The sequence below is a fragment of the Streptomyces sp. NPDC057682 genome (assembly GCF_042799575.1).
Classification (GTDB): Bacteria; Actinomycetota; Actinomycetes; order Streptomycetales; family Streptomycetaceae; genus Streptomyces.
Map to the genome: position 1 here is coordinate 36648 of NZ_JBHVIN010000011.1, position 22861 is coordinate 59508.

At 72.8% G+C, this 22861-nt stretch carries 20 protein-coding genes; 10 read left to right on the forward strand and 10 right to left on the reverse strand.

Features of this window, described 5'->3' with window-relative positions; all coding sequences use genetic code 11:
* The 5 genes from ACFVDM_RS20825 to ACFVDM_RS20845 all read left to right on the forward strand — a co-directional run bounded on the left by ACFVDM_RS20825 (nucleotide 1) and on the right by ACFVDM_RS20845 (nucleotide 5206).
* The gene (locus ACFVDM_RS20825; protein WP_383641790.1) at nucleotides 1-1344 is read left to right on the forward strand and encodes a sulfate adenylyltransferase subunit 1; all 1344 of its coding nucleotides are present in this window, start codon (nucleotides 1-3) and stop codon (nucleotides 1342-1344) included.
* A gap of 233 nt (nucleotides 1345-1577) precedes the next feature.
* Nucleotides 1578-2693, forward strand: a complete 1116-nt coding sequence (locus ACFVDM_RS20830; protein WP_383641793.1) for an aliphatic sulfonate ABC transporter substrate-binding protein — start codon at nucleotides 1578-1580, stop codon at nucleotides 2691-2693.
* A gap of 34 nt (nucleotides 2694-2727) precedes the next feature.
* Complete coding sequence (locus ACFVDM_RS20835) at nucleotides 2728-3516, forward strand: ABC transporter ATP-binding protein (RefSeq protein ID WP_383641796.1); 789 nt, start codon at nucleotides 2728-2730, stop codon at nucleotides 3514-3516.
* Nucleotides 3503-4426: an ABC transporter permease gene (locus ACFVDM_RS20840; protein ID WP_383641800.1), complete on the forward strand. Its 924-nt coding sequence runs from the start codon at nucleotides 3503-3505 to the stop codon at nucleotides 4424-4426. Before ACFVDM_RS20835 ends, ACFVDM_RS20840 begins: the two co-directional genes overlap by 14 nt.
* A 9-nt stretch (nucleotides 4427-4435) precedes the next feature.
* A complete protein-coding gene (locus ACFVDM_RS20845) occupies nucleotides 4436-5206 on the forward strand; it encodes a sirohydrochlorin chelatase (RefSeq protein WP_383641803.1) in 771 nt (256 codons plus the stop codon).
* Between the two features lie 51 nt (nucleotides 5207-5257).
* Here the strand turns inward: ACFVDM_RS20845 and ACFVDM_RS20850 are convergent, their stop codons facing one another.
* Nucleotides 5258-5890 (reverse strand): DsbA family protein, encoded by a 633-nt coding sequence (locus ACFVDM_RS20850; protein ID WP_383641806.1) that lies wholly within the window; start codon nucleotides 5888-5890, stop codon nucleotides 5258-5260.
* Between the two features lie 66 nt (nucleotides 5891-5956).
* Nucleotides 5957-6544, reverse strand: a complete 588-nt coding sequence (locus ACFVDM_RS20855) for a TIGR03086 family metal-binding protein (RefSeq protein ID WP_383641808.1) — start codon at nucleotides 6542-6544, stop codon at nucleotides 5957-5959.
* A 95-nt stretch (nucleotides 6545-6639) separates the two neighbouring features.
* Between ACFVDM_RS20855 and ACFVDM_RS20860 the strand changes: the two genes are divergently transcribed.
* Together ACFVDM_RS20860 and ACFVDM_RS20865 are read left to right on the forward strand one after the other, a co-directional pair.
* Nucleotides 6640-7509, forward strand: coding sequence for an aldo/keto reductase (locus tag ACFVDM_RS20860; protein ID WP_383641811.1), 870 nt, complete (start codon nucleotides 6640-6642; stop codon nucleotides 7507-7509).
* A gap of 14 nt (nucleotides 7510-7523) precedes the next feature.
* On the forward strand, nucleotides 7524-8360 hold the full coding sequence (locus ACFVDM_RS20865) for an ABC transporter ATP-binding protein (RefSeq protein WP_383641814.1): 837 nt from the start codon (nucleotides 7524-7526) through the stop codon (nucleotides 8358-8360).
* Between the two features lie 12 nt (nucleotides 8361-8372).
* On the opposite strand, the gene ACFVDM_RS20870 is transcribed toward ACFVDM_RS20865, so the two are convergent.
* The 5 genes from ACFVDM_RS20870 to ACFVDM_RS20890 all read right to left on the reverse strand — a co-directional run bounded on the left by ACFVDM_RS20870 (nucleotide 8373) and on the right by ACFVDM_RS20890 (nucleotide 13445).
* Nucleotides 8373-8753, reverse strand: a complete 381-nt coding sequence (locus tag ACFVDM_RS20870) for a DUF4440 domain-containing protein (RefSeq protein WP_383641817.1) — start codon at nucleotides 8751-8753, stop codon at nucleotides 8373-8375.
* A 123-nt stretch (nucleotides 8754-8876) separates the two neighbouring features.
* Nucleotides 8877-10079, reverse strand: a complete 1203-nt coding sequence (locus ACFVDM_RS20875; protein WP_383641820.1) for a S8 family serine peptidase — start codon at nucleotides 10077-10079, stop codon at nucleotides 8877-8879.
* Between the two features lie 284 nt (nucleotides 10080-10363).
* A complete protein-coding gene (locus tag ACFVDM_RS20880) occupies nucleotides 10364-11656 on the reverse strand; it encodes an ABC transporter substrate-binding protein (protein WP_383641823.1) in 1293 nt (430 codons plus the stop codon).
* Nucleotides 11656-12495 (reverse strand): carbohydrate ABC transporter permease, encoded by an 840-nt coding sequence (locus ACFVDM_RS20885; protein ID WP_383641826.1) that lies wholly within the window; start codon nucleotides 12493-12495, stop codon nucleotides 11656-11658. Before ACFVDM_RS20885 ends, ACFVDM_RS20880 begins: the two co-directional genes overlap by 1 nt.
* On the reverse strand, nucleotides 12492-13445 hold the full coding sequence (locus tag ACFVDM_RS20890; protein WP_383641829.1) for a carbohydrate ABC transporter permease: 954 nt from the start codon (nucleotides 13443-13445) through the stop codon (nucleotides 12492-12494). Before ACFVDM_RS20890 ends, ACFVDM_RS20885 begins: the two co-directional genes overlap by 4 nt.
* A gap of 126 nt (nucleotides 13446-13571) precedes the next feature.
* Here ACFVDM_RS20890 and ACFVDM_RS20895 point away from each other — a divergent pair, with 126 nt between their 5' ends.
* Nucleotides 13572-14438 (forward strand): phosphotransferase enzyme family protein, encoded by an 867-nt coding sequence (locus ACFVDM_RS20895; protein WP_383641831.1) that lies wholly within the window; start codon nucleotides 13572-13574, stop codon nucleotides 14436-14438.
* A 34-nt stretch (nucleotides 14439-14472) separates the two neighbouring features.
* On the opposite strand, the gene ACFVDM_RS20900 is transcribed toward ACFVDM_RS20895, so the two are convergent.
* A complete protein-coding gene (locus ACFVDM_RS20900) occupies nucleotides 14473-15243 on the reverse strand; it encodes a 3'-5' exonuclease (protein WP_383641834.1) in 771 nt (256 codons plus the stop codon).
* Between the two features lie 75 nt (nucleotides 15244-15318).
* The gene (locus ACFVDM_RS20905; protein ID WP_383641837.1) at nucleotides 15319-16551 is read right to left on the reverse strand and encodes an SAV2148 family HEPN domain-containing protein; all 1233 of its coding nucleotides are present in this window, start codon (nucleotides 16549-16551) and stop codon (nucleotides 15319-15321) included.
* Between the two features lie 378 nt (nucleotides 16552-16929).
* Between ACFVDM_RS20905 and glgX the strand changes: the two genes are divergently transcribed.
* Both glgX and treY read left to right on the forward strand, forming a co-directional pair.
* Entirely contained in the window at nucleotides 16930-19095 is a 2166-nt protein-coding gene (gene glgX / locus ACFVDM_RS20910; protein WP_383641840.1) for a glycogen debranching protein GlgX, read from the forward strand.
* A gap of 98 nt (nucleotides 19096-19193) precedes the next feature.
* Complete coding sequence (gene treY, locus ACFVDM_RS20915; RefSeq protein WP_383641843.1) at nucleotides 19194-21581, forward strand: malto-oligosyltrehalose synthase; 2388 nt, start codon at nucleotides 19194-19196, stop codon at nucleotides 21579-21581.
* Nucleotides 21582-21779: 198 nt separating this feature from the next.
* On the opposite strand, the gene ACFVDM_RS20920 is transcribed toward treY, so the two are convergent.
* The gene (locus ACFVDM_RS20920; RefSeq protein WP_383641846.1) at nucleotides 21780-22799 is read right to left on the reverse strand and encodes a cytochrome P450; all 1020 of its coding nucleotides are present in this window, start codon (nucleotides 22797-22799) and stop codon (nucleotides 21780-21782) included.
* Nucleotides 22800-22861 lie beyond the last annotated feature (62 nt).

The following is a 22861-nucleotide window of genomic DNA, read 5'->3' on the forward strand; positions in this document are numbered from 1 at the left end:
ATGACCACACCCACCCAGCTGGCCGACCAGCTGTCCACCACCACGCTGCTGCGCTTCGCCACCGCGGGCTCCGTCGACGACGGCAAGTCCACCCTCGTGGGCCGGCTGCTCCACGACTCCAAGTCGGTCCTCACCGACCAGCTGGAGGCTGTCGAGCACGCCTCCCGCAACCGGGGCCAGGAGGCGCCCGACCTGGCGCTGCTGACCGACGGTCTGCGCGCCGAGCGCGAGCAGGGCATCACCATCGACGTGGCCTACCGCTATTTCGCCACCCCCCGGCGCCGCTTCATCCTGGCGGACACCCCGGGCCATGTGCAGTACACCCGCAACATGGTCACCGGTGCCTCGACCGCCGAGCTGGCCGTGGTGCTGGTCGACGCGCGCAACGGTGTCGTCGAGCAGACCCGCCGGCACGCGGCCGTCGCCGCCCTGCTGCGGGTGCCGCACGTGGTGCTGGCCGTCAACAAGATGGACCTGGTCGACTACGCGGAGCCGGTGTTCGCCGCCATAGCCGAGGAGTTCACCGCCTACGCGGCGTCCCTGGGCGTCCCGGAGATCACCGCGATCCCGATCTCCGCGCTGGCCGGCGACAACGTCGTGGAGCCGTCCGCGCACATGGACTGGTACGGCGGGCCGACGGTCCTGGAGCACCTGGAGACCGTTCCGGTCAGCCACGATCTGACCGGCTGCCACGCCCGGTTCCCCGTCCAGTACGTGATCCGCCCGCAGACCGCCGAGCACCCCGACTACCGGGGCTACGCCGGCCAGATCGCCGCGGGCGTGTTCCGCGTCGGCGAGTCCGTCACCGTGCTGCCGTCCGGCCGCACCTCGACCATCGCGGGGATCGATCTGCTCGGCGACAGCGTCGACATCGCCTGGGCGCCGCAGTCGGTGACGCTGCGCCTGGCCGACGACATCGACGTCTCGCGCGGCGATCTGATCGCCCCGGCCGACGACGCGCCGGCCGTGACGCAGGACGTCGAGGCGACCGTCTGCCATGTCGCCGACCAGCCGCTCACCGTCGGCCAGCGGGTGCTGCTCAAGCACACCACCCGCACGGTCAAGGCCATCGTCAAGGACATCCCGTCCCGGCTGACCCTGGACGACCTCTCGCAGCACCCGGCCCCGGGCCGGCTCGTCGCCAACGACATCGGCCGCGTGGTCGTGCGCACCGCGGAGCCGCTGGCGCTGGACGCGTACGCCGACTCCCGCCGCACCGGCTCGTTCCTCCTGATCGACCCGGCCGACGGCACCACGCTCACCGCGGGCATGGCCGGCGCCTCCTTCGCCGCCGCCGCGGAGCCGGAGGCCGCGGCGGACGACGACGCGGAATGGGACTTCTGATGAGGACCGACATCTTCTCGACCTTCGCGAAGGAGGGCGGCCGGGTCGGCAGCGGCGCCCTCGGCAGCGGCCAGGGCGGGGTGGCGCGATGTGCGCGATGACGTACGCGCACCGCTTGCGCGCCCGGCCGTACCACCCGCACCGCCCGTACAGACGAAGACCTGCCGACCGCCCGGCCGCCTCCCCGGACTTCCGAGGGAGCTGAGCCAGGGCCTCCGAGAGGAAGACCATCCGTGTCTGCCCCCCGTACCACGCTGCGCCGTTCCGCGGCGGCCGTCGCCGCCCTGCCCCTGCTCGCCGTGGCGCTGACCGCCTGCGGCTACGGCTCCGAGGCGAAGGACGACGACGCCAAGAAGACGAAGGTCGCCGCCGAGGGAGAGAAGCTCTCCGCCGACACCGTACGGATCGGCTACTTCCCGAACCTGACGCACGCCACGGCTCTCGTGGGTGACCAGGAGGGCCTGTTCCAGAAGGAGCTGGGGGGCACCCAGCTCAAGACCGCGACGTTCAACGCCGGTCCCTCCGAGATCGAGGCGCTCAACGCCGGTTCCATCGACATCGGCTTCATCGGCCCCTCGCCGTCGATCAACGGCTACACCAAGTCCAAGGGCAAGAACCTGCGCATCATCGGCGGTTCGGCCTCCGGCGGGGTGAAGCTCGTGGTGAACCCCGAGAAGATCAAGACCCTGGACGACCTCAAGGGCAAGAAGATCGCCACCCCGCAGCTCGGCAACACCCAGGACGTGGCCTTCCTCAACTGGATCTCCGAGAAGGGCTGGAAGGTCGACGCCCAGAGCGGCAAGGGCGACGTCTCCGTGGTCCGCACGGACAACAAGGTGACCCCGGACGCCTACAAGTCCGGTTCCATCGACGGCGCCTGGGTCCCCGAGCCGACCGCCTCCAAGCTCGTCGCCGAGGGCGCGAAGGAACTGCTGAACGAGTCGACGCTGTGGCCCGACGACAAGTTCGTGATCACGAACATCATCGTGTCGCAGAAGTTCCTCTCCGAGCACCCGGACGTGGTCGAGGCGGTGCTGCGCGGTTCGGTGAAGACGAACGCGTGGATCAACGCCAACCAGGACAAGGCGAAGGCCTCGGCCAACGCCGCGCTCAAGTCGCTCACCGGCAAGGAGCTGCCGGCCGAGATCCTCGACCCGGCCTGGAAGTCGATCCAGATCACCGACGACCCGCTGGCCGCCACCCTCGACGCGCAGGCGCAGCACGCCGTCAAGGCCGGTCTCCTGGAGAAGCCCGACCTCCAGGGCATCTACGACCTGAAGCCGCTGAACAAGGTCCTCAAGGCCGCGGGCAAGCCCGAGGTCGCCGACGCCGGTCTCGGCGTCAAGTAACCCAGCCGCTCGACGACCCCAGGAGGTGACGACCATGGCGACCACCCTCACCAAGGCCGAGGAACGCGTCTCGGTCGGGCACGCCGCTCGTATCGACCATGTCTCGAAGTCCTTCTCCGGGCCCACGGGACAGCAGCTGGTCCTGGACGACATCACGCTCGATGTCGCCCCGGGTGAGTTCGTCACCCTCCTGGGAGCCTCCGGGTGCGGGAAGTCGACGCTGCTCAACCTGGTGGCCGGACTCGACCGCCCGACCGGGGGGACCATCGAGACCCCCGGCGGGCGGCCGGCCCTGATGTTCCAGGAGCACGCCCTGTTCCCGTGGCTGACCGCGGGCAAGAACATCGAACTGGCGCTGCGGCTGCGCGGTGTCCCCAAGGCGGAGCGCCGCCAGGAGTCGGAACGGCTGCTGGAGCTGGTGCGTCTGGGCGGGGCCCACGGCAAGCGCGTGCACGAGCTGTCCGGCGGGATGCGGCAGCGGGTGGCGATGGCCCGCGCGCTGGCCCAGGACAGCCAACTGCTGCTGATGGACGAGCCGTTCGCCGCGCTCGACGCGATCACCCGGGATGTGCTGCACGACGAGCTGACCCGGATCTGGCGCGAGACGAACGTGTCCGTCCTGTTCGTCACACACAATGTGCGCGAGGCCGTACGGCTCGCCCAGCGCGTGGTGCTGCTCTCCTCCCGGCCGGGCCGGGTGGCCCGGGAGTGGACGGTCGACATCGAGCACCCGCGCCGTATCGAGGACACCGCCGTGGCGGAACTGTCCGTCGAGATCACCGAACAACTGCGTGGGGAGATCCGCCGTCATGGCCAGCACTGATGTCACGTCGGACGCACCGGGGTCCGGCGGGAGCGGTCCGGGCGCCGTGAAGCCGGACGACCTGGCCGGCCTGGAGGCCGGTCTCGACGCCCTGGACGCCGTGCAGGTCCATCGCACCCCGGTGCGCGAGGTGCTGCTGCGCAAGGTGCTGCCGCCGGTGGTCGCGGTGGCCCTGGTGCTGGTGGTCTGGCAGCTGCTCGTCTGGGCGAAGGTGACCGACGACTACAAGCTGCCGTCCCCGTCCGCGGTCGGGGAGAGCATCGGCGACATGTGGCGCCAGGGCACCCTGCTGGAGGTCGTCTGGACCAGCGTCTCGCGCGGTCTGCTCGGTTTCCTGCTGTCGGTGGCGATCGGTACGCCGCTGGGGCTGCTGGTGGCGCGGGTGAAGCTGGTGCGGGCCGCGATCGGCCCGATCCTCTCCGGACTCCAGTCCCTGCCGTCGGTGGCCTGGGTGGCTCCGGCCGTGATCTGGCTCGGTCTCAACGACCGGATGATGTTCGCGGTGATCCTGCTGGGCGCGGTGCCCTCGATCGCCAACGGTCTGGTCTCCGGGGTCGACCAGGTGCCGCCGCTGTTCCTGCGGGCGGGCCGGACGCTGGGCGCGACCGGGCTGCGCGGGACCTGGTTCATCGTCATGCCGGCCGCGCTGCCGGGCTATCTGGCCGGTCTGAAGCAGGGCTGGGCGTTCTCCTGGCGTTCGCTGATGGCCGCCGAGATCATCGCCTCCTCGCCCGATCTCGGGCTGGGGCTCGGCCAGTTGCTGGAGAACGGGCGCAACAACGCGGACATGCCGGGGATCTTCCTCGCCATCCTGCTGATCCTGTTCGTCGGCATCGCGATCGATCTGCTCATCTTCAGCCCGCTGGAGCGGTGGGTGCTGCGCAGCCGCGGTCTCCTGGTCAGGAACTGAGTGCCCGTCATGACCGCTCCGGTCCTTCTCGTCGTCGCCCACGGCAGCCGTGATGCCCGGCACGCCGCGACCGTGCACGCGCTGACCGCGCGGGTCCGGGCGCTGCGGCCGGGGCTGCGGGTGGAGACCGGGTTCCTGGACTTCAACGCGCCGTCGGTGCCGCGGGTCCTGGAGCGGCTGGCCGGCGAGGGGTCGGACGAGGTGGTGGCGCTTCCGCTGCTGCTCACCCGGGCGTTCCACGCCAAGTCCGACATCCCCGCGGTGCTGCGGGAGGCCCGTGCCGGGCTTCCCCGTCTGCGGGTGCGGCAGGCCGAGGTGCTGGGGCCCTCGCCGCTGCTGAACGCCGCGCTGGAGCGGCGGTTGCGGGAGGCCGGGATCCGTCCCGGCGACCGCGGCTCGACGGGGCTGGTCCTGGCCTCGGCGGGCTCCACAGACCCGGAGGCGGGCGCAGTGATCGCTGAAATCGCGCGGGAGCTGCGGCACACCGGTTGGTGTTCCGTGCGGCCTGCGTTCGCCTCCGCTGTACGGTCCGGGGGCGTTCCCCGGACCGAGGACGCGGTACGGGCCCTGCGGGCCGAAGGGGTCCGCCGGGTGGCGGTCGCCCCGTACGTCATCGCGCCCGGCCGCCTTCCGGACCGCATAGCGGCGGGGGCGGCCGAGGCCGGTGCCGAGGTGCTGTCCGGGGTGCTGGGTCCGGCGCCGGAGCTGGCCCGGCTGCTGCTGGACCGGTACGACGAGGCGTGTGCCGAACGGACGCGTCCGGCCCGGCTGAGCGCCTGATCCGTTCGACCCGGCCCGGCGCCCGGTCCGGGCCGGGCCCTTCCGTCGGGCTCAGCCCAGGTCGAGGCCGCCGGTGCGGGTGCGCTTCAGCTCGAAGAAGTCGGGGTGGGCGGCGAGCGCCCGGAAGCTGTCGAAGAGCCGGGCCGCCTCCTCGCCGCGCGGGACGGCCCGCAGCACCGGCCCGAACCAGACGGTTCCGTCGACGTGCAGGGTGGGGGTGCCCACGTAGCCGTCGGCGGCCGGGTCCCTGCCCGCGTCGTGCCGGGCGCGGACCGCCTCGTCGTACTCCTCGGAGTGGGCGGTGTCGGCCAGTTCGGCGGGCAGGCCCAGTTCGTCGAGGGACTGGGCGATCACCTCGTCGAAGTCCTCGTTCTTCTCCCGGTGGATCCGGGTCCCGTAGGCCGTGTAGAGGTCCCGCAGGATCTCCTCGCCGCGCAGGGCCGCGGCAGCCGCGGCGACGCGGACGGGGCCGATCGACTTGTCGACGAGGGTGCGGTACCAGTCGGGGAGTTCGTTGCCGGTGTTGTGCAGATAGAGGCTCATCACATGGAAGCGGAGGTCGACCGGGCGGTGCCGTTCGACCTCCAGCATCCAGCGTGAGGTGATCCAGGCGAACGGGCAGGCCGGGTCGAAGTAGAGGTCGACGACGGTCCTGCCCGTCTCCGGGGCGCGCTGTGTGGTCATGGGACGAGCCTAGGCAGCCGGTGGCTCGGTCTCACGGGCCATTCGGGAAGCTTCCGACTGGGCCATTCACCCGGCGGGGCGCCATTCGGGGTCGCGGCCGGACGCGGCCAGGGCGCGGGTGAGGACGGTGGCGCCGGGGTCCACGGCGACCTCGCCGCCGAAGCCCTCGTAACTCCGGTACAGCGCGGCGTTGCCCTCGACGGTCGCCAGCAGGTACGCGGCGGCCCCGTCGGAGAGCCGGAGCTCCTGGCCGGTGGCGCGGGCGACGTCCCAGGTGTGCAGGACGGTCTCCTCGATGAGCATCGCGGCGTACTCGGCGGCCGGGGAGGCCAGGTCGCCGGTGCCGATGGTGCCCTCCCAGACGGCGGGGTCCGACCAGGCGGCGACGGCCCGGTCTAGCTGGGCGGCGTACCGCTCGGCCCAGTCGGCGTCGGCGGTGAAGTCGCGGTCGACCAGTTCCCCGGGCAGTTCGGTGCGCAGGGCGCGGTGCTCCAGTCCGTGCGAGGTGTAGAGCACCCAGTGGTTCACGAGGGTGCGGACGTCCCAGTCCGCACAGGGGGTCGCGGTGCCGTCGAGCTGGGCGGGGCGCACGGCGCGGGCCACCCGGGCCGCCTCGGCGGCGCATTCGGTCATATGGGCGTGCTCGGTCTTCATGCGTGCCACGGTAGGAGGGGCCGGGCGGCCCGTATTGAAGAAAGGCGACAGCCCCGGGCCCCGGGCCGGATCCGGGCGCGGACTACCGTTCCCCCATGAACAGCGCACTTCCCTCACCCGATGACATGTTCCTCCTGGGCGGCGAGCTGCCGGTCCGCCGGCTCGGTTACGGCACCGCCCAGCTGACCGGCCCCGGGTACTGGGGCCCGCGCGGGGACCGCGCCGACGCGGTCGCGGTGCTGCGGGCGGCGGTCGACGCGGGGGTGACGCTGATCGACACGGCGGACAACTACGGTCCGGAGCTGGCCGAGGAACTGGTGGCCGAGGCGCTGCACCCGTACCGCGAGGAGGTGGTGATCGCCACCAAGGGCGGGGTGGTGCGGACCGGGGACAGCGCCTGGCACGTCGCGGGGCGGCCCGAGGAGCTGCGGGCGATGTGCGAGGCGAGCCTGCGGCGGCTGCGGACCGACCGGATCGACCTCTACCAGCTGCACCGGCTGGACCCGCGGGTGCCGATGGACGAGCAGCTGGGGGCGCTGGAGGGATTGCGGCAGGAGGGTAAGATCCGGTACATCGGCCTGGACACCCTCACCGCCGAGCAGCTGGAGCAGGCGCTCTCCCTGACCGGGATCGTCTCGGTGCAGAACCGCTTCCATCTTCTCGACCGCGCCTCGGACGCGGTGCTGAAGATGTGCGAGGCCCACGGCCTGGCGTTCCTGCCCTGGTTCCCCCTGGCGAACGGCGCGCTGACCGGTGACACGGCCGCCGCGCTGGACGCGGTCGCGGACGGCCACGGCGCCACCCGCGGACAGATCGCCCTCGCCTGGCTGCTGCACCGCTCCCCCGTGCTGTGCCCGACCCCGGGCACCGGTTCGGCCGTCCATCTGGCGGAGAACCTGGGGGCGCGCGACATCCGGCTGACCACCGAGGACATGAGCCGCCTGGAGGCGCTCGCACCGGCATGAAGGAGCTCCCGCACGTGACCACGACCACCGTCCCCGTCCAGTCCTCCCCCGCCGCCCGGACACCGGTGATCCGGGCGGACGGCGTCGCGCTCGTCCGCGACGGGAACGTCCTGCTGGACGCGGTCTCGCTGACCGTGCACTCCGGGGAGCACTGGGCGCTGCTCGGTGCCAACGGTGCGGGCAAGAGCACCCTGCTCGGTCTGCTGGGCGCGGTCACCCACCCCACCCGGGGCTCGGTGGAGGTGCTGGGGCGCACGCTCGGCCGGGTCGACCTGCGGGAGCTGCGGACGCTGTTGGGGCACGTCAATCCGCGTCATCCGCTGCGTTCCCCGCTGAGCGTGAAGGACGTGGTGCTGACCGGTCTGACGAACTCGGTCGAGCCGGTGCCGCGCTGGTCGCCGACGGCGGAGCAGCGGGAACGGGCGGAGCGGCTGCTGAAGATGCTGGGCATGGGCGGCAAGACGGATTCGCGCTGGCCGGCGCTGTCGCAGGGCGAGCGGGGCCGGACGCTGATCGCCCGCGCGCTGATGCCCCGGCCCCGGCTGCTGCTACTGGACGAACCGGCCACCGGTCTGGACCTGGCCGCCCGGGAGCAGTTGCTGGACAGTCTGGACGCGCTGCGCGAGGAGCATCCGGAGCTGGCGACGGTGCTGGTCACCCATCATCTGGAGGAGCTGCCCGCCTCCACCACGCACGCGATGCTGCTGCGCGGCGGGCGGTGCACGGCCTCGGGGGCGGCCGACGAGGTGCTGACGACGGAGCTGGTCAGCGACTGCTTCGGCCATCCGGTGCGGATCTCGCGCACGGACGGCCGGTGGGCGGCGCGGGCGCAGCGGGCGGCCCGACGCTGACCTCCGTGCGGATCAGGTGGCGGGCTCGGCGCCGTCGTACGGGGTGGCCTGGTGGTAGTAGAGGAGCCAGCGCGTCCCGGTGCGCCGCCACAGGGAACTGCGGTGGGCGCGCCTGCCCTTGATCTCGGTCTCGTAGGTGAGGTGGACGAGCGTGTCGCCGAGCTGGACGCCGCGCATCCCGGAGGCGGTGAGCTGGCCGGGCCTCGGGGCCTCGTCCGCGATCAGGGCGGCGACGACCATGGCGCGGTCCCAGCGGCGGCCGGTGGTGTCGACCTCGTGGAAGTCGGGGTGCAGGACCTGGAGGAGGAGGTCGGCGGAGGACCGGACCAGCGGGTCGAGGAGGCGCAGTTCGCCCTCGACCGCGGCGGCCAGGGCCGGGGACGGCACGCTCACGCGGGGCCTCCGGCCGTGTGTTCGGTTCTGATCATGTGCAGACCTTAGGACAGTCCCCCGCGCACACGCGGCCGCCGCGCCCCGTGGGGGAGGGCGCGGCGGTCGCTGGTGGGCGGCGCTGTGCTATTCGACGATCTTCAGCAGCTTGTTGGCGGTGCCCTCGGTGGCGTTGGTGATGGCGTCCGGGGTGGCTCCCTCGGTGAGTGCCGTCGCCACCTCCTCCGGGGTGGCGTCCGGGTGGCCGGACAGGTAGACCGCGGCGGCGCCGACGACGTGCGGGGTCGCCATGGAGGTGCCGGAGATGGTGTTGGACGCGTCGTCGCCGGTGTTCCAGGACGAGGTGATGTCCGAGCCCGGGGCGTAGATGTCCACGACCGGTCCGTAGTTGGAGAACGAGGACTGCTCGTCGTCCACCGTGGACGAGGCGACGGTGATGGCCTCGGGCACCCGCGAGGGGGAGCCCCCGCCGGCGTCGGAGGACTCGTTGCCGGCGGCGACGGCGAAGGTGACGCCGGAGGCGATGGCCTTCTGGACGGCCGCGTCGAGCGCCTCGTCGGCGCCGCCGCCGAGGCTCATGTTGGCGACGGACGGGCCCTCGTGGTTCTCGGTGACCCAGTCGATGCCGGCGACGACCTGCTCGGTGGTGCCCGAGCCGGAGTCGTCGAGCACCCGGACGGCGACGATCTTGGCGTTCTTGGCGACGCCGTACGTGGCCCCGGCTATGGTGCCGGCCACATGGGTGCCGTGGCCGTGGCCGTCGTCCGCGCTGTCGTCGTCGTCCACGGCGTCGTAGCCGGAGGTGGCCCGGCCCTCGAACTCCTCGTGGGTGGTGCGGACCCCGGTGTCGATGACGTACGCGGTGACGCCCTCGCCCGCGCTGTCGGGGTAGGTGTACGCGTTGTCCCCGGCGGTCTCCGTCTGGTCGATGCGGTCCAGGCCCCAGGACGGCGGGTTGTCCTGGGTGGCGTCGATGTGGAACTTCTTGTTCTGGACGACCTTGGAGACGGCCGGGTCGGCGGCGAGGCGGCTCGCCTCGGTCTCCGAGAGCCCGCTGGCGGAGAAGCCGTTGATGGCGGAGCTGTAGTCGCGCTTGAGCTTTCCGCCGTACTTGGCGGCGAGTTCGGACTTGTCGGCCTTGTGGTCCAGCATCACGATGTAGCTGCCGGCGACGGCGGTGGCCGCGTCGGCGCCGTACACCTTGCCGGTGGCGGGGGCGGGTGCGGCCCCGGCGAACGGGGTGCCCAGCAGGGTGACTCCGGCGGCCGCGGCCACCGCGGTGACGGCGGCGGTCAGCTTGAACCGGCGTGCGCGCTTGTGAAGTGCCATGAAGAGGGGTCTCCTCGTCATTCTTTGTGGGGGGATTGGCCCTCGGCCGGAAGATCTCCGGGGGCTGGCTCGAAACCCTGACCGATTGACGCGCACAGTTCAAGGCCTTCCTACGGCTCCGACGCAGTCGTGAATCTTTCGTCACAGGACGCCCTCACCCGTTTCGCGATACCCCGATCACCTTTACGTGTATGGGGCTTGGACCCGGTGCCCCGGGGGCAAGCCCGGCGACGCCGACACACGGATCCGCCCTCCCTCGGAGCCGGGGAGGGCGGATGCGTGCGTCAGCGCTGGTAGCGGGCCAGGACCCGGTTGCCGTCGCCGACCAGACGGCCGGTCAGCTCCCCGGCGTCGATGGCTCCGCTGTAGTACTCCTGGTACGCGGGCGTGGCGACCTTGTCCTTCCACTCGGGGTAGCCGCGCACGGACTGGGCCGGGGCCGGGCGCAGCCCTGCGGCGAGGGCGGCGCCGGTGGCCCAGCCCAGCTCCGGGGTGTGCAGGGCGGGGTCGGCCAGCGCGGCCGTGCCGGTGGGCAGCATCCAGTCCCCCTTGGCCAGGCGCACCATGTTCTCCGGCCGCAGCAGGAAGTCGATGAACTCCACGGCCTCCTTCTTGTGCGGGCTGTCCTCGGCAACGGACAGGGTCTGCGGGCTCACCCCCTGGGCGGTGCCTCCGCGGCCGGCCGGAGCGGGCAGCACGGTCCACTCGAAGCCCTTCGGGGCCTGTTCCACCACCTGCTGGCGGTAGGAGAAGCCGAGCGGCACCATGGCGTACTTGCCGCCGAAGAGGCCGGGGAGGGTGTCGCCGCCGCCCATGCCGAGCGCGGTGCGGGCGGCGCTGTGGTCGGTGTTCACCTGGGCCGCGATGGTGTCGGGGACCACCCGGTCGCCCGCCTCCACGGCCACGGTGACCTTGCCGTCGGCGCCCCGGTGGAACAGTTCGCCGCCCGCCGACAGGCCCAGGTTGAGCGTGACGGAGACGGGTTCCTTGAGCGGCCAGGCGATCCCGTAGCGGCCCTTCCCGGTCAGTTCCCGGGTGACCTGGCGGAACTCGGGCCAGGTCCAGGGCTTCGCCGGGGTCGGGATCCGGACCCCGGACTCCTTGAGGATCCGGCTGTTGGCGATCAGGACGCGCGGTTCCTGGAGGAAGGGCACGCCGTACACACCGCCGTCGAAAGTGGCGGTCTCCCAGCTCCGTTCGGGGATGTCGGCCCTCAGCCGGTCCGGCAGCAGGGTCCGCAGATCGGCGAGGTATCCGCCGTACGCGAAGTCCGCCAGGTCGTCGGAGGCGTCGTGGATGACATCGGGCGCCTCGCCGCCCTCGAAGGAGGTGAGGAGCTGGTCGTGGACGCTGTCCCAGCTGCCCTGGACGTACTGGACCTGGACGTCCGGATGGCTCGCGTTCCACTCCTTCACCAGCCGTCTGTTGATGTCGACGGACTCCTTCTGCCAGGCCAGCGACTGGAAGCGGAGCCGGATCGTGCCGTCCGTCCCGCCGTCCCCGCCGCCGGCGCAGCCGGTGAGCAGCAGGGCGAGGGCGGTGGCCGCGGCGGCGGCGGTGCGGGCGAGGGCGCGCATCAGCTCTTCACCGCCCCGGCCAGCATGCCGCCGGTGATCCGGCGCTGGATGACGGCGAAGAGGAGGAGCGAGGGAAGGGTGGCGAGGAACGCGGCGGCGGCCAGCGGTCCGAGGTCGCTGGCGCCCTCGGCGCCCAGGAAGTGGGTCAGGACGACCGGCAGGGTCTGTTTCTCGGGGGTCTTGAGCAGCACGAGGGCGAAGAAGAACTCGTTCCACGCGGTGACGAAGGCGAAGAGCGCGGTGGCGACGATGCCGGGGGCGAGCAGCGGGGCGGTGACCGAGACGAGGATGCGCAGCCGGCCCGCCCCGTCGACCGCGGCCGCCTCCTCCAGTTCGGCCGGTACGGCCCGTACGTAGCCGACGAGCATCCAGAGCGCGAAGGGCAGCGCCCACACCACGTAGACCAGGGTCAGCCCCCAGAGCGTGTTGATCAGGCGCAGTTCCTTGAGGATCAGGAAGAGCGGGATGATCAGCAGGACGAAGGGGAAGGCCTGGCTGACGACGACCCAGCCGGTCGCGGCGGCGGAGAGCCGGGTGCGGGCGCGGGCGATGACGTACGCCATCGGGGTCGCGACGACGACCGCGATCACGCCCGCGCCGAGCGCCACGAGCAGCGAGTTGGCGGCGGCCCGCAGCAGCGGCTGTTCGTCGAAGGCCTGCCGGAAGTTGTCGAGCGTGGGGTGCTGGGGGATCCAGGTGGGGTGGAGGGAGCCCAGTTCGGGCGCGGGTTTGAAGGCGGTGGAGATCAGCCAGAGGAACGGGAAGGCCAGGAAGACCAGGTAGCAGAGGAGTGCCAGGTACTGTCCGGCGCGTGCGGGCCGGCTGGTGCGCATGCTCATCGGTCCTCGCCTCCCCTGAGCCGTCCGGCGAGGTACACGGCGAGGATCACGGAGATCACCGCGACCATCACACAGCCCATCGCGGCGGCGTAGCCGAACTGTCCGTAGCGGAACGCCTCTTCGTACGCGAAGAGCATCGGCAGCCGGGTCCGGCCGCCGGGGCCGCCGTTGGTCAGCACGTAGACCAGGGCGAAGGCGTTGAAGTTCCAGATGAAGTTGAGCGCGGTGATGGAGAGGGCGACGGGCCGCAGCGCGGGCCAGGTCACCGTCCTGAAGCGGCGCCAGGCGCCCGCGCCGTCCAGGGCCGCGGCCTCGTGGAGTTCGTGCGGGGTGTTCTGGAGTCCGGCCAGCAGCGCGACCGTGGTCTGCGGCATTCCGGCCCAGACGCCGACGAGGATCACCGCCGGCAGTGCGGTGGCGAGCCCGGTCAGCCAGTCCCGGCCGTCGCCCAGCCCGAGATCGCGGATCGTCTCGTTGAGGATGCCGGCGTCCGGGTTGTAGACCAGGCGCCACATGATGCCGACGACGACCTCGGGCATCGCCCAGGGCACGATCGCGAGGGCGCGGGCCAGCCAGCGCAGCCGCAGGTTCTCGTTGAGGAGCAGGGCCAGGCCGAGGGCCAGCACGAACTGCGGGACGGTGACGCCGACGGCCCAGACCAGGCCGATCCGGAACGACTCCCAGAACAGTCCGTCGTGGAGCAGGTCCCGGAAGTTCAGGGTCCCGATCCACTGGATGGAGCGGGTGCGCCCGGACTGGGCGTCGGTGAACGCCAGCGCGATGCCGTACACGATCGGTACGACGCTCAGCAGCAGGATCGGGATCAGGGCGGGCAGCACCAGGAACCAGGCGCCCGCGCCGCTCCGGGCGGGCGGTCCGCCCCGGGCGCCGGGCCGGGTGCCCGGGGGAGCACTCCGCCCGGACGAAACGGTTGCACCAGCCAATGTCATGAAGACGACCCCCTTGCGTGATTCGACCGGCTTGATACCGTTCTGGCCGCTCAGGTGGCCACCGTCATGGTCCTGACGGACCGTCGGTTCGTCAAGGCGGCCTGCACGGATGCGAAAATCGGACCCATGAACGAGATGCGAGCGCGCGAGGTGCTGGGCGCCGCCGGTCTGTCCGGCGACGCGGAGCTGATCGCGCTGGGTGAGAACGCGGTCTTCGCCGTCGGGGACCTGGTCGTCAAGGTCGGCCGGGACGCCGGGGCGAGCCCGGAGCTGTGGGACCGGGCCGAGCGCGAGGTCGCCGTGGCCCGCTGGCTGGCCGGCTCCGGTGTGCCGGCCGTGCGGGCCGCCGAGCCCGGGGCGCGGCTGGTCGACGGCCATCCCGTGACCGTGTGGCACCGGCTGCCGCAGGCCGTGCGCCCCGCCGAGCCGAAGGACCTGGGGCCGCTGCTCGCCGCCGTGCACGCCCTGCCCGCCCCGGAGGGGCTGACGCTGCCGCCGCGCGAGCTGCTGGGCGGCGTGGAGCGCTGGCTGCGGCTGGCGGGCGAAGCGATCGACCCGGCGGACGCGGCCTATCTGCGCGAGCGGCGCGACGGTTTCGCCGCTGCCGCCGCCGGGCTGGTCCCCCGGCTGACCCCGGGCCCGATCCACGGCGACGCGCTCACGCGCAATGTCCACGTCGGCCCGGACGGCCCGGTCCTGGTGGACCTGGAGACCTTCTCCTCGGACCTGCGCGAGCACGACCTCGTCGTCCTCGCCCTGTCCCGCGACCGCTACGGCCTGCCGGCCGGGGCCTATGACGCGTTCACCGCGGCCTACGGCTGGGACGTGCGCGAGTGGGACGGCTGTGCGGTGCTGCGCGGGGCGCGGGAGACGGCCAGCTGTGCCTGGGTCGCCCAGCACGCCCCGACGAACCCGAAGGCGCTCGCCGAGTTCCGCCGCAGGGTGGCATCGCTCCGCGACGGCGACCCCGAGGTGCGCTGGTACCCGTTCTGACGGCTCCGCGCCGAATGAAAAGCCCCGGTATGTCCTATCTTTGCGACCCGGACCCGGACCCGGACCCGGTCCCGGTCGGCACCGCCTCGGACACCGGCTCCCGCACCGGCCAGCGGCCGTCGATCACGGCGTCCGCCGTGCCCTTGCGGCGCAGGAACTGCTGGAAGTCGGCGGCCCACTCCGCGTACCAGACGATCTGGCGCTCGTGCAGCTCGGCCGCCGACAGGGCGGCGACGGAGCGGTGCCGGTGGGCTATGGCGTACGCCACGCGCACGGCGGCCAGCGCGTCGGCACCCGCGTCGTGCGCTCCCCCGTGGACCACTCCGTACTCGACGCAGACCGCTTCCAGATTGCGCTTGCCCTTGCGGTAGCGGTCGACGGCGCGGTCGATCGTGTACGGGTCGACGACCGGGCCGATGCCCTCGCCGCCCAGCCGCTCGGTGAGCGAGGGCAGTCCGTGGCGGTGCAGTTCGGCCGTGAGCAGCGTCAGGTCGAACGCCGCGTTGTACGCCACGACCGGCACCCCGCGGCGCCAGTGGTCCGTCAGCGCGTCGGCCACCTCGTCGGCCACCTCGCGCGCCGGCCGGCCCTCGGCGGCGGCCCGCTCACTGCTGATGCCGTGGATCGCGGACGCCTGCGCCGGAATCCTGATCCCCGGGTCGGCCAGCCAGGTGCGCCGCTCGGACGGCTCGCCCCCCGCGCCGTCGACCCGCACGACCGCGGCCGTCACGATCCGCGCCTCCAGCGGCTCCGTCCCCGTCGTCTCCAGGTCGAAGCCGACCAGCGCCTGCCGGTGCCAGCTCATCCCGTACCTCCTTCGTGGTGCTCCCCCAGATGACGAACACCTTCGCACGGCCCACTGACAACGCCCGGGGCGGTCTCAGGAGACCGGGCGGGAGTCCGTCCACACGGACTCGAACTCCTCGCGGTACGTCTCGAACAGTCCGTGCTCGGTGTCCTGCCCGGCCCGCACCACCGCCCGTCCGCCGCCCCGCAGCACCAGCACCGGGGCCTCCATACCCCGGGCCCGGCGCAGATAGGTCTGGACGACCCCCACCGCGTTGGCCCCGTCGCCGTCCACCAGATAGGCCGTGAAGCGCGGGGTCTCGTCGAAGACGTGGATCTCGAAGGCGCCCGGATCGCGGAGCTTGGAGCGGACCCGGCGCATATGGAGGATGTTCATCTCCACCGAACGGCTCAGCTCGCCCTTCTTCAGCCCCAGCTCCCGTTCGCGCCGCTTGACCGCACTGCTGGCCGGATTGATGAACAGCAGCCGGACCCGGCACCCCGACTCGGCGAGCCGGATCAGCCGGCGCCCGGAGAAGTTCTGCACGAGCAGGTTGAGCCCTATGCCGATGGCGTCCAGCCGGCGCGCCCCGCCGAACAGGTCCTCGGCCGGCAGCTGGCGCTGGAGCCGCACCCGGTCGGGGTGGACGGAGACCACGTCCGCGTACCGGTCGCCGACCAGCTCCTCCACCGCGTCGACCGGGAGCCGGTCGGCGGAGGGCACCCCGGCGCCGCTGCCCAGGATCTCCAGCAGCCGGGCGGAGGCCCGCTCGGCCTGGGCGAGCACCGCCTCGTTGAGCGCGCGGTTGCGGGAGACCACGTTGCGGGCGACCTCCAGCTCGTCCAGCGCCAGCTCCACATCGCGGCGGTCGTCGAAGTAGGGCTCGAAGCAGGGCCAGTGCTGGACCATCAGCTCGCGCAGCTGCGGCAGGGTGAGGAAGCTCAGGACGTTGTCGTCGGCCGGGTCCAGCAGATAGCCCTTGCGCCGGGAGACCTCGCGCACGGCGACGGCGCGCTGCACCCACTCCTGGCCGGCGGGGCCGGCGGCGGCCACCACCCAGTCCTCGCCGTGGACCGGTTCGTAGATGGGCCGCAGCACCGCGGCGACGACCGCGCGCAGCCGCTGCTCCACGAGGTTCAGCCAGATGTAGGCGCGGCCGGCCCGCTGCGCACGGGTGCGCACCTCGCTCCAGGCGTCCGCGCCCCAGTCCAGTTCCGCACCGATCTCCAGCGGCTGCGCCACCGAGACCGCCCCGGGTGGGACATCGGCCAGATCCCCCTCGTGACCCGTGTCACCCGGGGGCAGCTCGAACCCTCCCGAGCTCACCCGCGCACCGCCTTCCACTCCCCCACCAACGATCAAGGAAGGGTACTCCGGGAGCGGGAGCCGGTGCAGCCGGATGCGCAGGCTCCTTTCCCAACTCCCCAGTGGATCAAGCCTGTTCTCATGGACGGGTTCGGGCGGAGTGAGCGGATTCATAGGGATTAAACACCCCATCACGGGCCTGGTTCCGGTCTTCGGCCCGTCCCGGGCCGACGGATTCCGGTTCCGGGCGACACGGAGGGGAGCGAAGTTGACCGGACCGGGCGACGCCGTCCCCCGTTCGCCGGGCGGTCCTAGGTACGGGCCCCTCTTTCGGGGAAGATCTGCCCCAGGAGCCCGCAATCCCCAGGCAACCGCATCAGAACGGGAAGAGTCGAATCCATGCAGGTCTGGCCGGGACAGGCGTACCCGCTCGGTGCCACGTACGACGGCGCCGGCACCAACTTCGCGGTCTTCTCGGAGGCCGCCCACCGAATCGAGCTGTGCCTGCTGCACGACGACGGTTCCGAGACCGCGGTGGAGCTGAGGGAGACCGACGCGTTCGTCCGCCACGCCTATCTGCCCGGGGTGATGCCCGGTCAGCGCTACGGGTTCCGGGTGCACGGCCCGTACGAACCGCAGCGCGGCGCGCGCTGCAACTCCGCCAAGCTGCTGCTCGACCCGTACGCGCGCGCGGTCGCCGGGCGGATCGACTGGGGCGAGGCGGTCTACGGCTACCCCTTCGGACGGCCCGACGCCCGCAACGACCTGGACTCGGCCCCGCACACGATGACCTCGGTCGTGGTCAATCCGTACTTCGACTGGGGCGACGACCGCCGGCCGCGGACGGACTACCACCGCACGGTGATCTACGAGGCCCATGTGAAGGGTCTGACGATGCTCCATCCGGGGCTGCCGAAGGAACTGCGCGGTACGTACGCGGGGCTGGCGCATCCGGAGGTCATCGCGCATCTGACCGAGCTGGGGGTGACGGCGATCGAGCTGATGCCGGTGCACCAGTTCGTCCAGGACCACCGGCTGGCGGACGCCGGGCTCGCCAACTACTGGGGCTACAACACCATCGGCTTCTTCGCCCCCCACAACGCGTACGCCTCCTGGGGCGACCGGGGCGAACAGGTGCTGGAGTTCAAGCAGGCGGTGCGGGCCCTGCACCAGGCGGGGATCGAGGTGATCCTCGACGTGGTCTACAACCACACGGCCGAGGGCAACCACCTGGGTCCGACGCTCTCCTTCCGGGGTCTGGACAACGCCTCGTACTACCGGCTCGCCGACGACCCGCGCTACTACACGGACACCACGGGGACCGGGAACTCCCTGCTGATGCGCTCCCCGCACGTGCTCCAGCTGATCATGGACTCGTTGCGCTACTGGGTGACCGAGATGCATGTGGACGGGTTCCGCTTCGATCTGGCGGCCACGCTGGCCCGGCAGTTCCACGAGGTGGACCGGCTGTCCTCGTTCTTCGACCTGGTGCAGCAGGATCCGGTGGTCAGCCAGGTGAAGCTGATCGCCGAACCGTGGGACGTCGGCGAGGGCGGCTACCAGGTGGGGAACTTCCCGCCGCTGTGGACCGAGTGGAACGGCAAGTACCGCGACACGGTGCGCGACCTGTGGCGCGGCGAGCCGCGCACCCTCGCCGAGTTCGCCGGCCGGCTGACCGGTTCCTCGGACCTGTACCAGGACGACGGGCGGCGGCCGCTCGCCTCGATCAACTTCACCACCTGCCACGACGGTTTCACCCTGCACGACCTGGTCGCGTACAACGACAAGCACAACGAGGCCAACGGGGAGGGCAACCGGGACGGCGAGAGCCACAACCGGTCGTGGAACTGCGGCGCGGAGGGCGAGACGGACCGGCCCGAGGTGCTGGAGCTGCGCGAGCGTCAGATGCGCAACTTCGTGGCCACGCTGATGCTGTCCCAGGGCGTGCCGATGCTCAGCCACGGCGACGAGTTCGGCCGCACCCAGCGGGGCAACAACAACGCCTACTGCCAGGACAGCGAGCTGTCCTGGGTGCACTGGCCGGAACCGTCCGCGGCGGCGGGATCCGACGGTGACGGGGAGGACGGCGGCACCGGGGCCGTGCCCGGCAGCAGTCTGCTGGACTTCACCCGCGCCATGGTGTGGCTCCGCCGCGACCACCCGGTCTTCCGGCGCCGGCGCTTCTTCCACGGACGGCCGGTGGAGGGCACGCACGACGAGCTCTCGGACATCGCCTGGTTCACTCCTGAGGGCGAGGAGATGACGCAGCGGGACTGGCAGGCGGCGCACGCCAAGGCGCTGACCGTCTTCCTGAACGGGCACGCCATCTCGGAGCCCGGTCCGCGCGGCGAGCGCATCTCCGACGACTCCTTCCTGCTGATGTTCAACGCGAGCGCGGAGACCCTGGACTTCGCCGTGCCGGTCAACCACGGCCGGCAGTGGCACAAGGTCGTCGACACGGCCCGCCCGGTGGGGGTCCTCACCGGCTCCGGCCCCAAGGTGGCGGCGGGCGATCGGGTGACGCTGGTGGGCCGCAGCATGGTGGTGCTCCAGCGTCCCGCGTAGGAACGGGGCGGCAGGGGACGGGGCGCGCGGGACCGCCGGTCGGGGCCTTGTGCGCGCCGTCGTGACACAGGCCGCCCGGATCTGGGTACGAACGCCCCATGACGCCTTCCGCCACCTACCGGCTCCAGCTCCAGCCGGAGTTCCCGTTCCCGGCCGCCGAGGCCGCCGTCCCGTACCTCGCCTCGCTCGGCGTCTCCCATCTGCATCTGTCCCCGGTCCTGGAGGCCGTCCCCGGCTCCCGGCACGGCTACGACGTCGTCGACCACGGCCGGGTCCGCGCCGAGCTGGGCGGCGAGGAGGGGCTGCGGCGGCTCGCCCGCACCGCGCGGGAGCACGGTCTCGGCCTCGTCCTGGACATCGTGCCGAACCACATGGCCGCCGACCCCCGGCACAACCACGCCCTGCGGGAGGTGCTGCGCGAGGGCCCCGGCTCCCCGTACGCCCGCTGGTTCGACATCGACTGGGCGGCGGGCGGCGGACGCGTCCTGCTCCCCGTCCTCGCCGGACGGCTCACCGAGGAGCGGCAGCGGATGCGGGTGGACGGTGAGGTGCTGCGCTACGGGGAGCAGGAGTTCCCGCTCCGGGCCGGCACCGCGCACCTCGCCCTGCCCGAGCTGCTGGACGCCCAGCACTACCGGCTCGGCTGGTGGCGGCTGGCCCGTACCGAGCTGAACTACCGGCGGTTCTTCACCGTCTCCGAGCTGATCGGCGTGCGCGTCGAGGACCCCGAGGTGTTCGAGGCGACCCACGTCAAGATCCTGGAACTGGTCCGGGACGGGGTCGTGGACGGGCTGAGGATCGACCACCCGGACGGGCTCGCCGACCCGGCCGGCTATCTGGAACGGCTCTCCGAGGCGGGCGGCGGGGTGTGGACGGTGGTGGAGAAGATCCTCACCGGGGACGAACCGCTCCCCGCCAACTGGGCGGTCGCGGGGACGACGGGCTACGACGCGCTGCACCGGATCGACGGTCTGTTCACCGACTCCGAGGGCGCGGCCGCGCTGCTGGGCGGCTACCGGAACCACGCGTCCCCGGCCGGGGACCGGGGCGGCTACTGGACGGGGACCGTGCGCCGGGCCGCGTACCGGGTGGTCACGCACGAGCTGGCCGCCGAGACCGGGCTGCTGGCCCGGCTGGCCGCGCGGATCTGCGACACCGACCCCGCCCTGCGCGACCACGCCCCCTGGGCCCTGCACACCGCGGTGCGCGAACTGCTGGTCCGGGTGCCGGTCTACCGGCCGTACGCCACGGCGGGCGGGCCGTGCACCCTGACGGCGGAGGCGGCGCTCGACGCGGTGGCGGTGAGCGACGCCAAGGCGGCCTTCGCGGTCCGGGAGGAGGCCGCGGCCGTGGACGTGGTGCGGGAGCTGGCGCTGGGCCGGCTCGGCGGCGGCAAGGACCGCGCGGCGTTCTGCGCCCGCTTCGCCCAGACGGCGTCGGCGCTGCGGGCCAAGGCCGTCGAGGACACGGCGTACTACCGGTACGTGCCGCTGGCCGCGGCCAATGAAGTGGGCGGCGATCCGGGGCGGCCGGCGGTGGAGCCGGACGAGTTCCACGCCTTCTGCGCCCGGCTGGCCCGCGACTGGCCCGCCACCGGCACGGTGCTGACCACCCACGACACCAAGCGCAGCGCGGACGTCCGGGCGGGCATCGCGGTGCTCGCGCAGTGCCCCGGGGCCTGGGCGGAACTGGTCGCCGAGCTGACCCGGACCGCGCCCGCCGCCCCCGATCCGCAACTGGCCTGGCAGGCCTGGCAGACCGCGCTCGGCTGCGTGGGGATGCCGGCCGGGGAGCGGGCGGCACGGCTGGAGCCCGCCCTGCTGAAGGCGGTGCGCGAGTCGGGGCTCTTCACCAGCTGGACCGAACCCGATCCGGTCTACGAGCGCGCGGTGACCGACTTCGTGGCCGCGGGGCCGGCCGCCCTCACCGGTCCGGCGAGGACTCTCCTGGAACGCTTCGCCGCCACGCTCGCCCCGCATGTGCGCGCCCAGGTCCTGGGCGCGGCGCTGGTGCACCTGACGATGCCCGGGGTGCCGGACCTCTACCAGGGCACCGAACGGGAGTACCTGGCGCTCGTCGACCCGGACAACCGGCGCCCGTTCGCCGCGCCCGGCGACGGCGCGCCGCTCGACGACAAGGCCGCCCTGACGACGACGGTGCTGCGGCTTCGCCGGGAGCGGCCCGAGGTGTTCGGTGAGTCGGGTACGTACGCCCCGCTGGCCGCGTCCGGCCCGGCGGCCGGGCACTGCCTGGCGTTCTGCCGCTCGGGCGAGGTGGTCACGGCGGTGACCCGGCTGTCGCTGCGGCTGGAGGAGTCCGGCGGCTGGCGGGACACCGCGCTGAGGCTCCCGGACGACGGGGTGTGGAGCGATCTGCTGACCCCGGGCCGGAAGTTCTCCGGCGGCGCGGTGGCCGCCGGAGAACTGTTCGCTGAGCGCCCGGTGGCCCTGCTGGTCCGGGGTGTCCGGGCGGACGGGGAGGGCTGACGGCCGGTCCGGCCGAGGGCGTGTGGTGAAAGTAGCGCCGTCCGCCCGTAGGGCGGGCTCGGCGGCGTCTGGTGCGTGCGATCGCAAGACGGAGGGTCGCCCCGATACTGGATGTATCGGGGTGATCCCGACAACGCCGCGAGCGGGCGTGCCAGGCGTCGCCGAGCAGGCGGGACTTTCACCACACGCCCTAACCCTTCAGGGCCGTACGAGCAGGGAGCGCGGCCCCCGGGTGAGGAGGCCGGTCGCGGCGGGGCGGAAGCCTTCCGCCCAGCGCAGGCCCGGCATCGCGTCGAGGAGGGCGCGCAGCCCCTCCTCCGCCTCCAGGCGGCCGAGGGCCACGGCGGGGCAGCCGGCCGGGCCGGGCAGGCCGCGGTCCTGGTCGCGGCGGAAGGGGTCGAAGACGTCCGGGGCGGCGAAGCGTTCCGGGTCGCGCCCGGCGGAGCCCAGGAGGCAGGCGACGGGGGCGCCGGCCGGGAGGGTGCCGCCGCTGAGGGTGACCTCGGTGAGGGTGCGGCGCAGGACGACCTGGACGGGCGGGTCGCGGCGCAGCGACTCGGTCCAGGCCCGGCCGGCGAGCGCGGGTTCGATGCGCAGGGCGGCCAGCAGGTCGGGGTCGTCGAGCAGATTGGCGAGGAGCGAGGCGAGCGCGGTCTCCCGCAGTCCGGTGTGCCGGGTGCAGGGTCCCTCGTCGGCCGGTGCGCCGGGCAGCCGGACCGTGGCGAAGCCGCCCGAACCGGCGGGCAGCCAGCGGCAGAACTCCTCGACCAGATCGGCCCGTTCGCGTCCGGCGATGCGGCGGGCGAGGACATGGGCGGTCCGCTCGACGCGTTCGGCGACGGGCCGGGGCACGGTGCCGGTCTCCACGGCGTAGCGGTCGCGGGGCAGGCAGCGGTAGCTCCCGTGGCAGAGGCCGAGCGGTGCCGGTCCGCCGCGCGGTGCCCCGTCGTGCGGGAAGCCGGCGAAGCGGGGGTCGGTGAGCGCGGCGGCCACGTCGTCGTACCGGCTGACCAGCCAGGCGCCCAGCGGGGCGTCGTAGCTCAGCGGGTGCCTTTCGCGCAGCACCCGGTAGAGGCGGTACGGGTCGTGCGCGGCGCCCGGTGCGAGGAGGCTGGGCCCGGCGCCGGGGCGGCGGCGGGTCCCGGCCGGTCGCCGGGCGGAGCGGTGCTCGGGCGAAGGCGTCGGGGCCGGTATCTCTCCGGGCGCGTCGGCCTGCATGGCGTACCCCCGGGGTGTCGGGCGCGCCGGTGGGCGGCGCGGTCCCCCTCAGGGGATCACCC

What these genes read in the sequence shown, in the direction of transcription:
- ACFVDM_RS20825 (WP_383641790.1), top strand. Translation starts at nt 1, where the DNA reads ATGACCACACCCACCCAGCTGGCCGACCAGCTGTCCACCACCACGCTG.
- ACFVDM_RS20835 (WP_383641796.1), top strand. Translation starts at nt 2,728, where the DNA reads ATGGCGACCACCCTCACCAAGGCCGAGGAACGCGTCTCGGTCGGGCAC.
- ACFVDM_RS20840 (WP_383641800.1), top strand. Translation starts at nt 3,503, where the DNA reads ATGGCCAGCACTGATGTCACGTCGGACGCACCGGGGTCCGGCGGGAGC.
- ACFVDM_RS20845 (WP_383641803.1), top strand. Translation starts at nt 4,436, where the DNA reads ATGACCGCTCCGGTCCTTCTCGTCGTCGCCCACGGCAGCCGTGATGCC.
- ACFVDM_RS20850 (WP_383641806.1), bottom strand. Translation starts at nt 5,890, where the DNA reads ATGACCACACAGCGCGCCCCGGAGACGGGCAGGACCGTCGTCGACCTC.
- ACFVDM_RS20855 (WP_383641808.1), bottom strand. Translation starts at nt 6,544, where the DNA reads ATGAAGACCGAGCACGCCCATATGACCGAATGCGCCGCCGAGGCGGCC.
- ACFVDM_RS20860 (WP_383641811.1), top strand. Translation starts at nt 6,640, where the DNA reads ATGAACAGCGCACTTCCCTCACCCGATGACATGTTCCTCCTGGGCGGC.
- ACFVDM_RS20875 (WP_383641820.1), bottom strand. Translation starts at nt 10,079, where the DNA reads ATGGCACTTCACAAGCGCGCACGCCGGTTCAAGCTGACCGCCGCCGTC.
- ACFVDM_RS20880 (WP_383641823.1), bottom strand. Translation starts at nt 11,656, where the DNA reads ATGCGCGCCCTCGCCCGCACCGCCGCCGCCGCGGCCACCGCCCTCGCC.
- ACFVDM_RS20885 (WP_383641826.1), bottom strand. Translation starts at nt 12,495, where the DNA reads ATGAGCATGCGCACCAGCCGGCCCGCACGCGCCGGACAGTACCTGGCA.
- ACFVDM_RS20890 (WP_383641829.1), bottom strand. Translation starts at nt 13,445, where the DNA reads ATGACATTGGCTGGTGCAACCGTTTCGTCCGGGCGGAGTGCTCCCCCG.
- ACFVDM_RS20895 (WP_383641831.1), top strand. Translation starts at nt 13,572, where the DNA reads ATGAACGAGATGCGAGCGCGCGAGGTGCTGGGCGCCGCCGGTCTGTCC.
- ACFVDM_RS20900 (WP_383641834.1), bottom strand. Translation starts at nt 15,243, where the DNA reads ATGAGCTGGCACCGGCAGGCGCTGGTCGGCTTCGACCTGGAGACGACG.
- glgX (WP_383641840.1), top strand. Translation starts at nt 16,930, where the DNA reads ATGCAGGTCTGGCCGGGACAGGCGTACCCGCTCGGTGCCACGTACGAC.
- treY (WP_383641843.1), top strand. Translation starts at nt 19,194, where the DNA reads ATGACGCCTTCCGCCACCTACCGGCTCCAGCTCCAGCCGGAGTTCCCG.
- ACFVDM_RS20920 (WP_383641846.1), bottom strand. Translation starts at nt 22,799, where the DNA reads ATGCAGGCCGACGCGCCCGGAGAGATACCGGCCCCGACGCCTTCGCCC.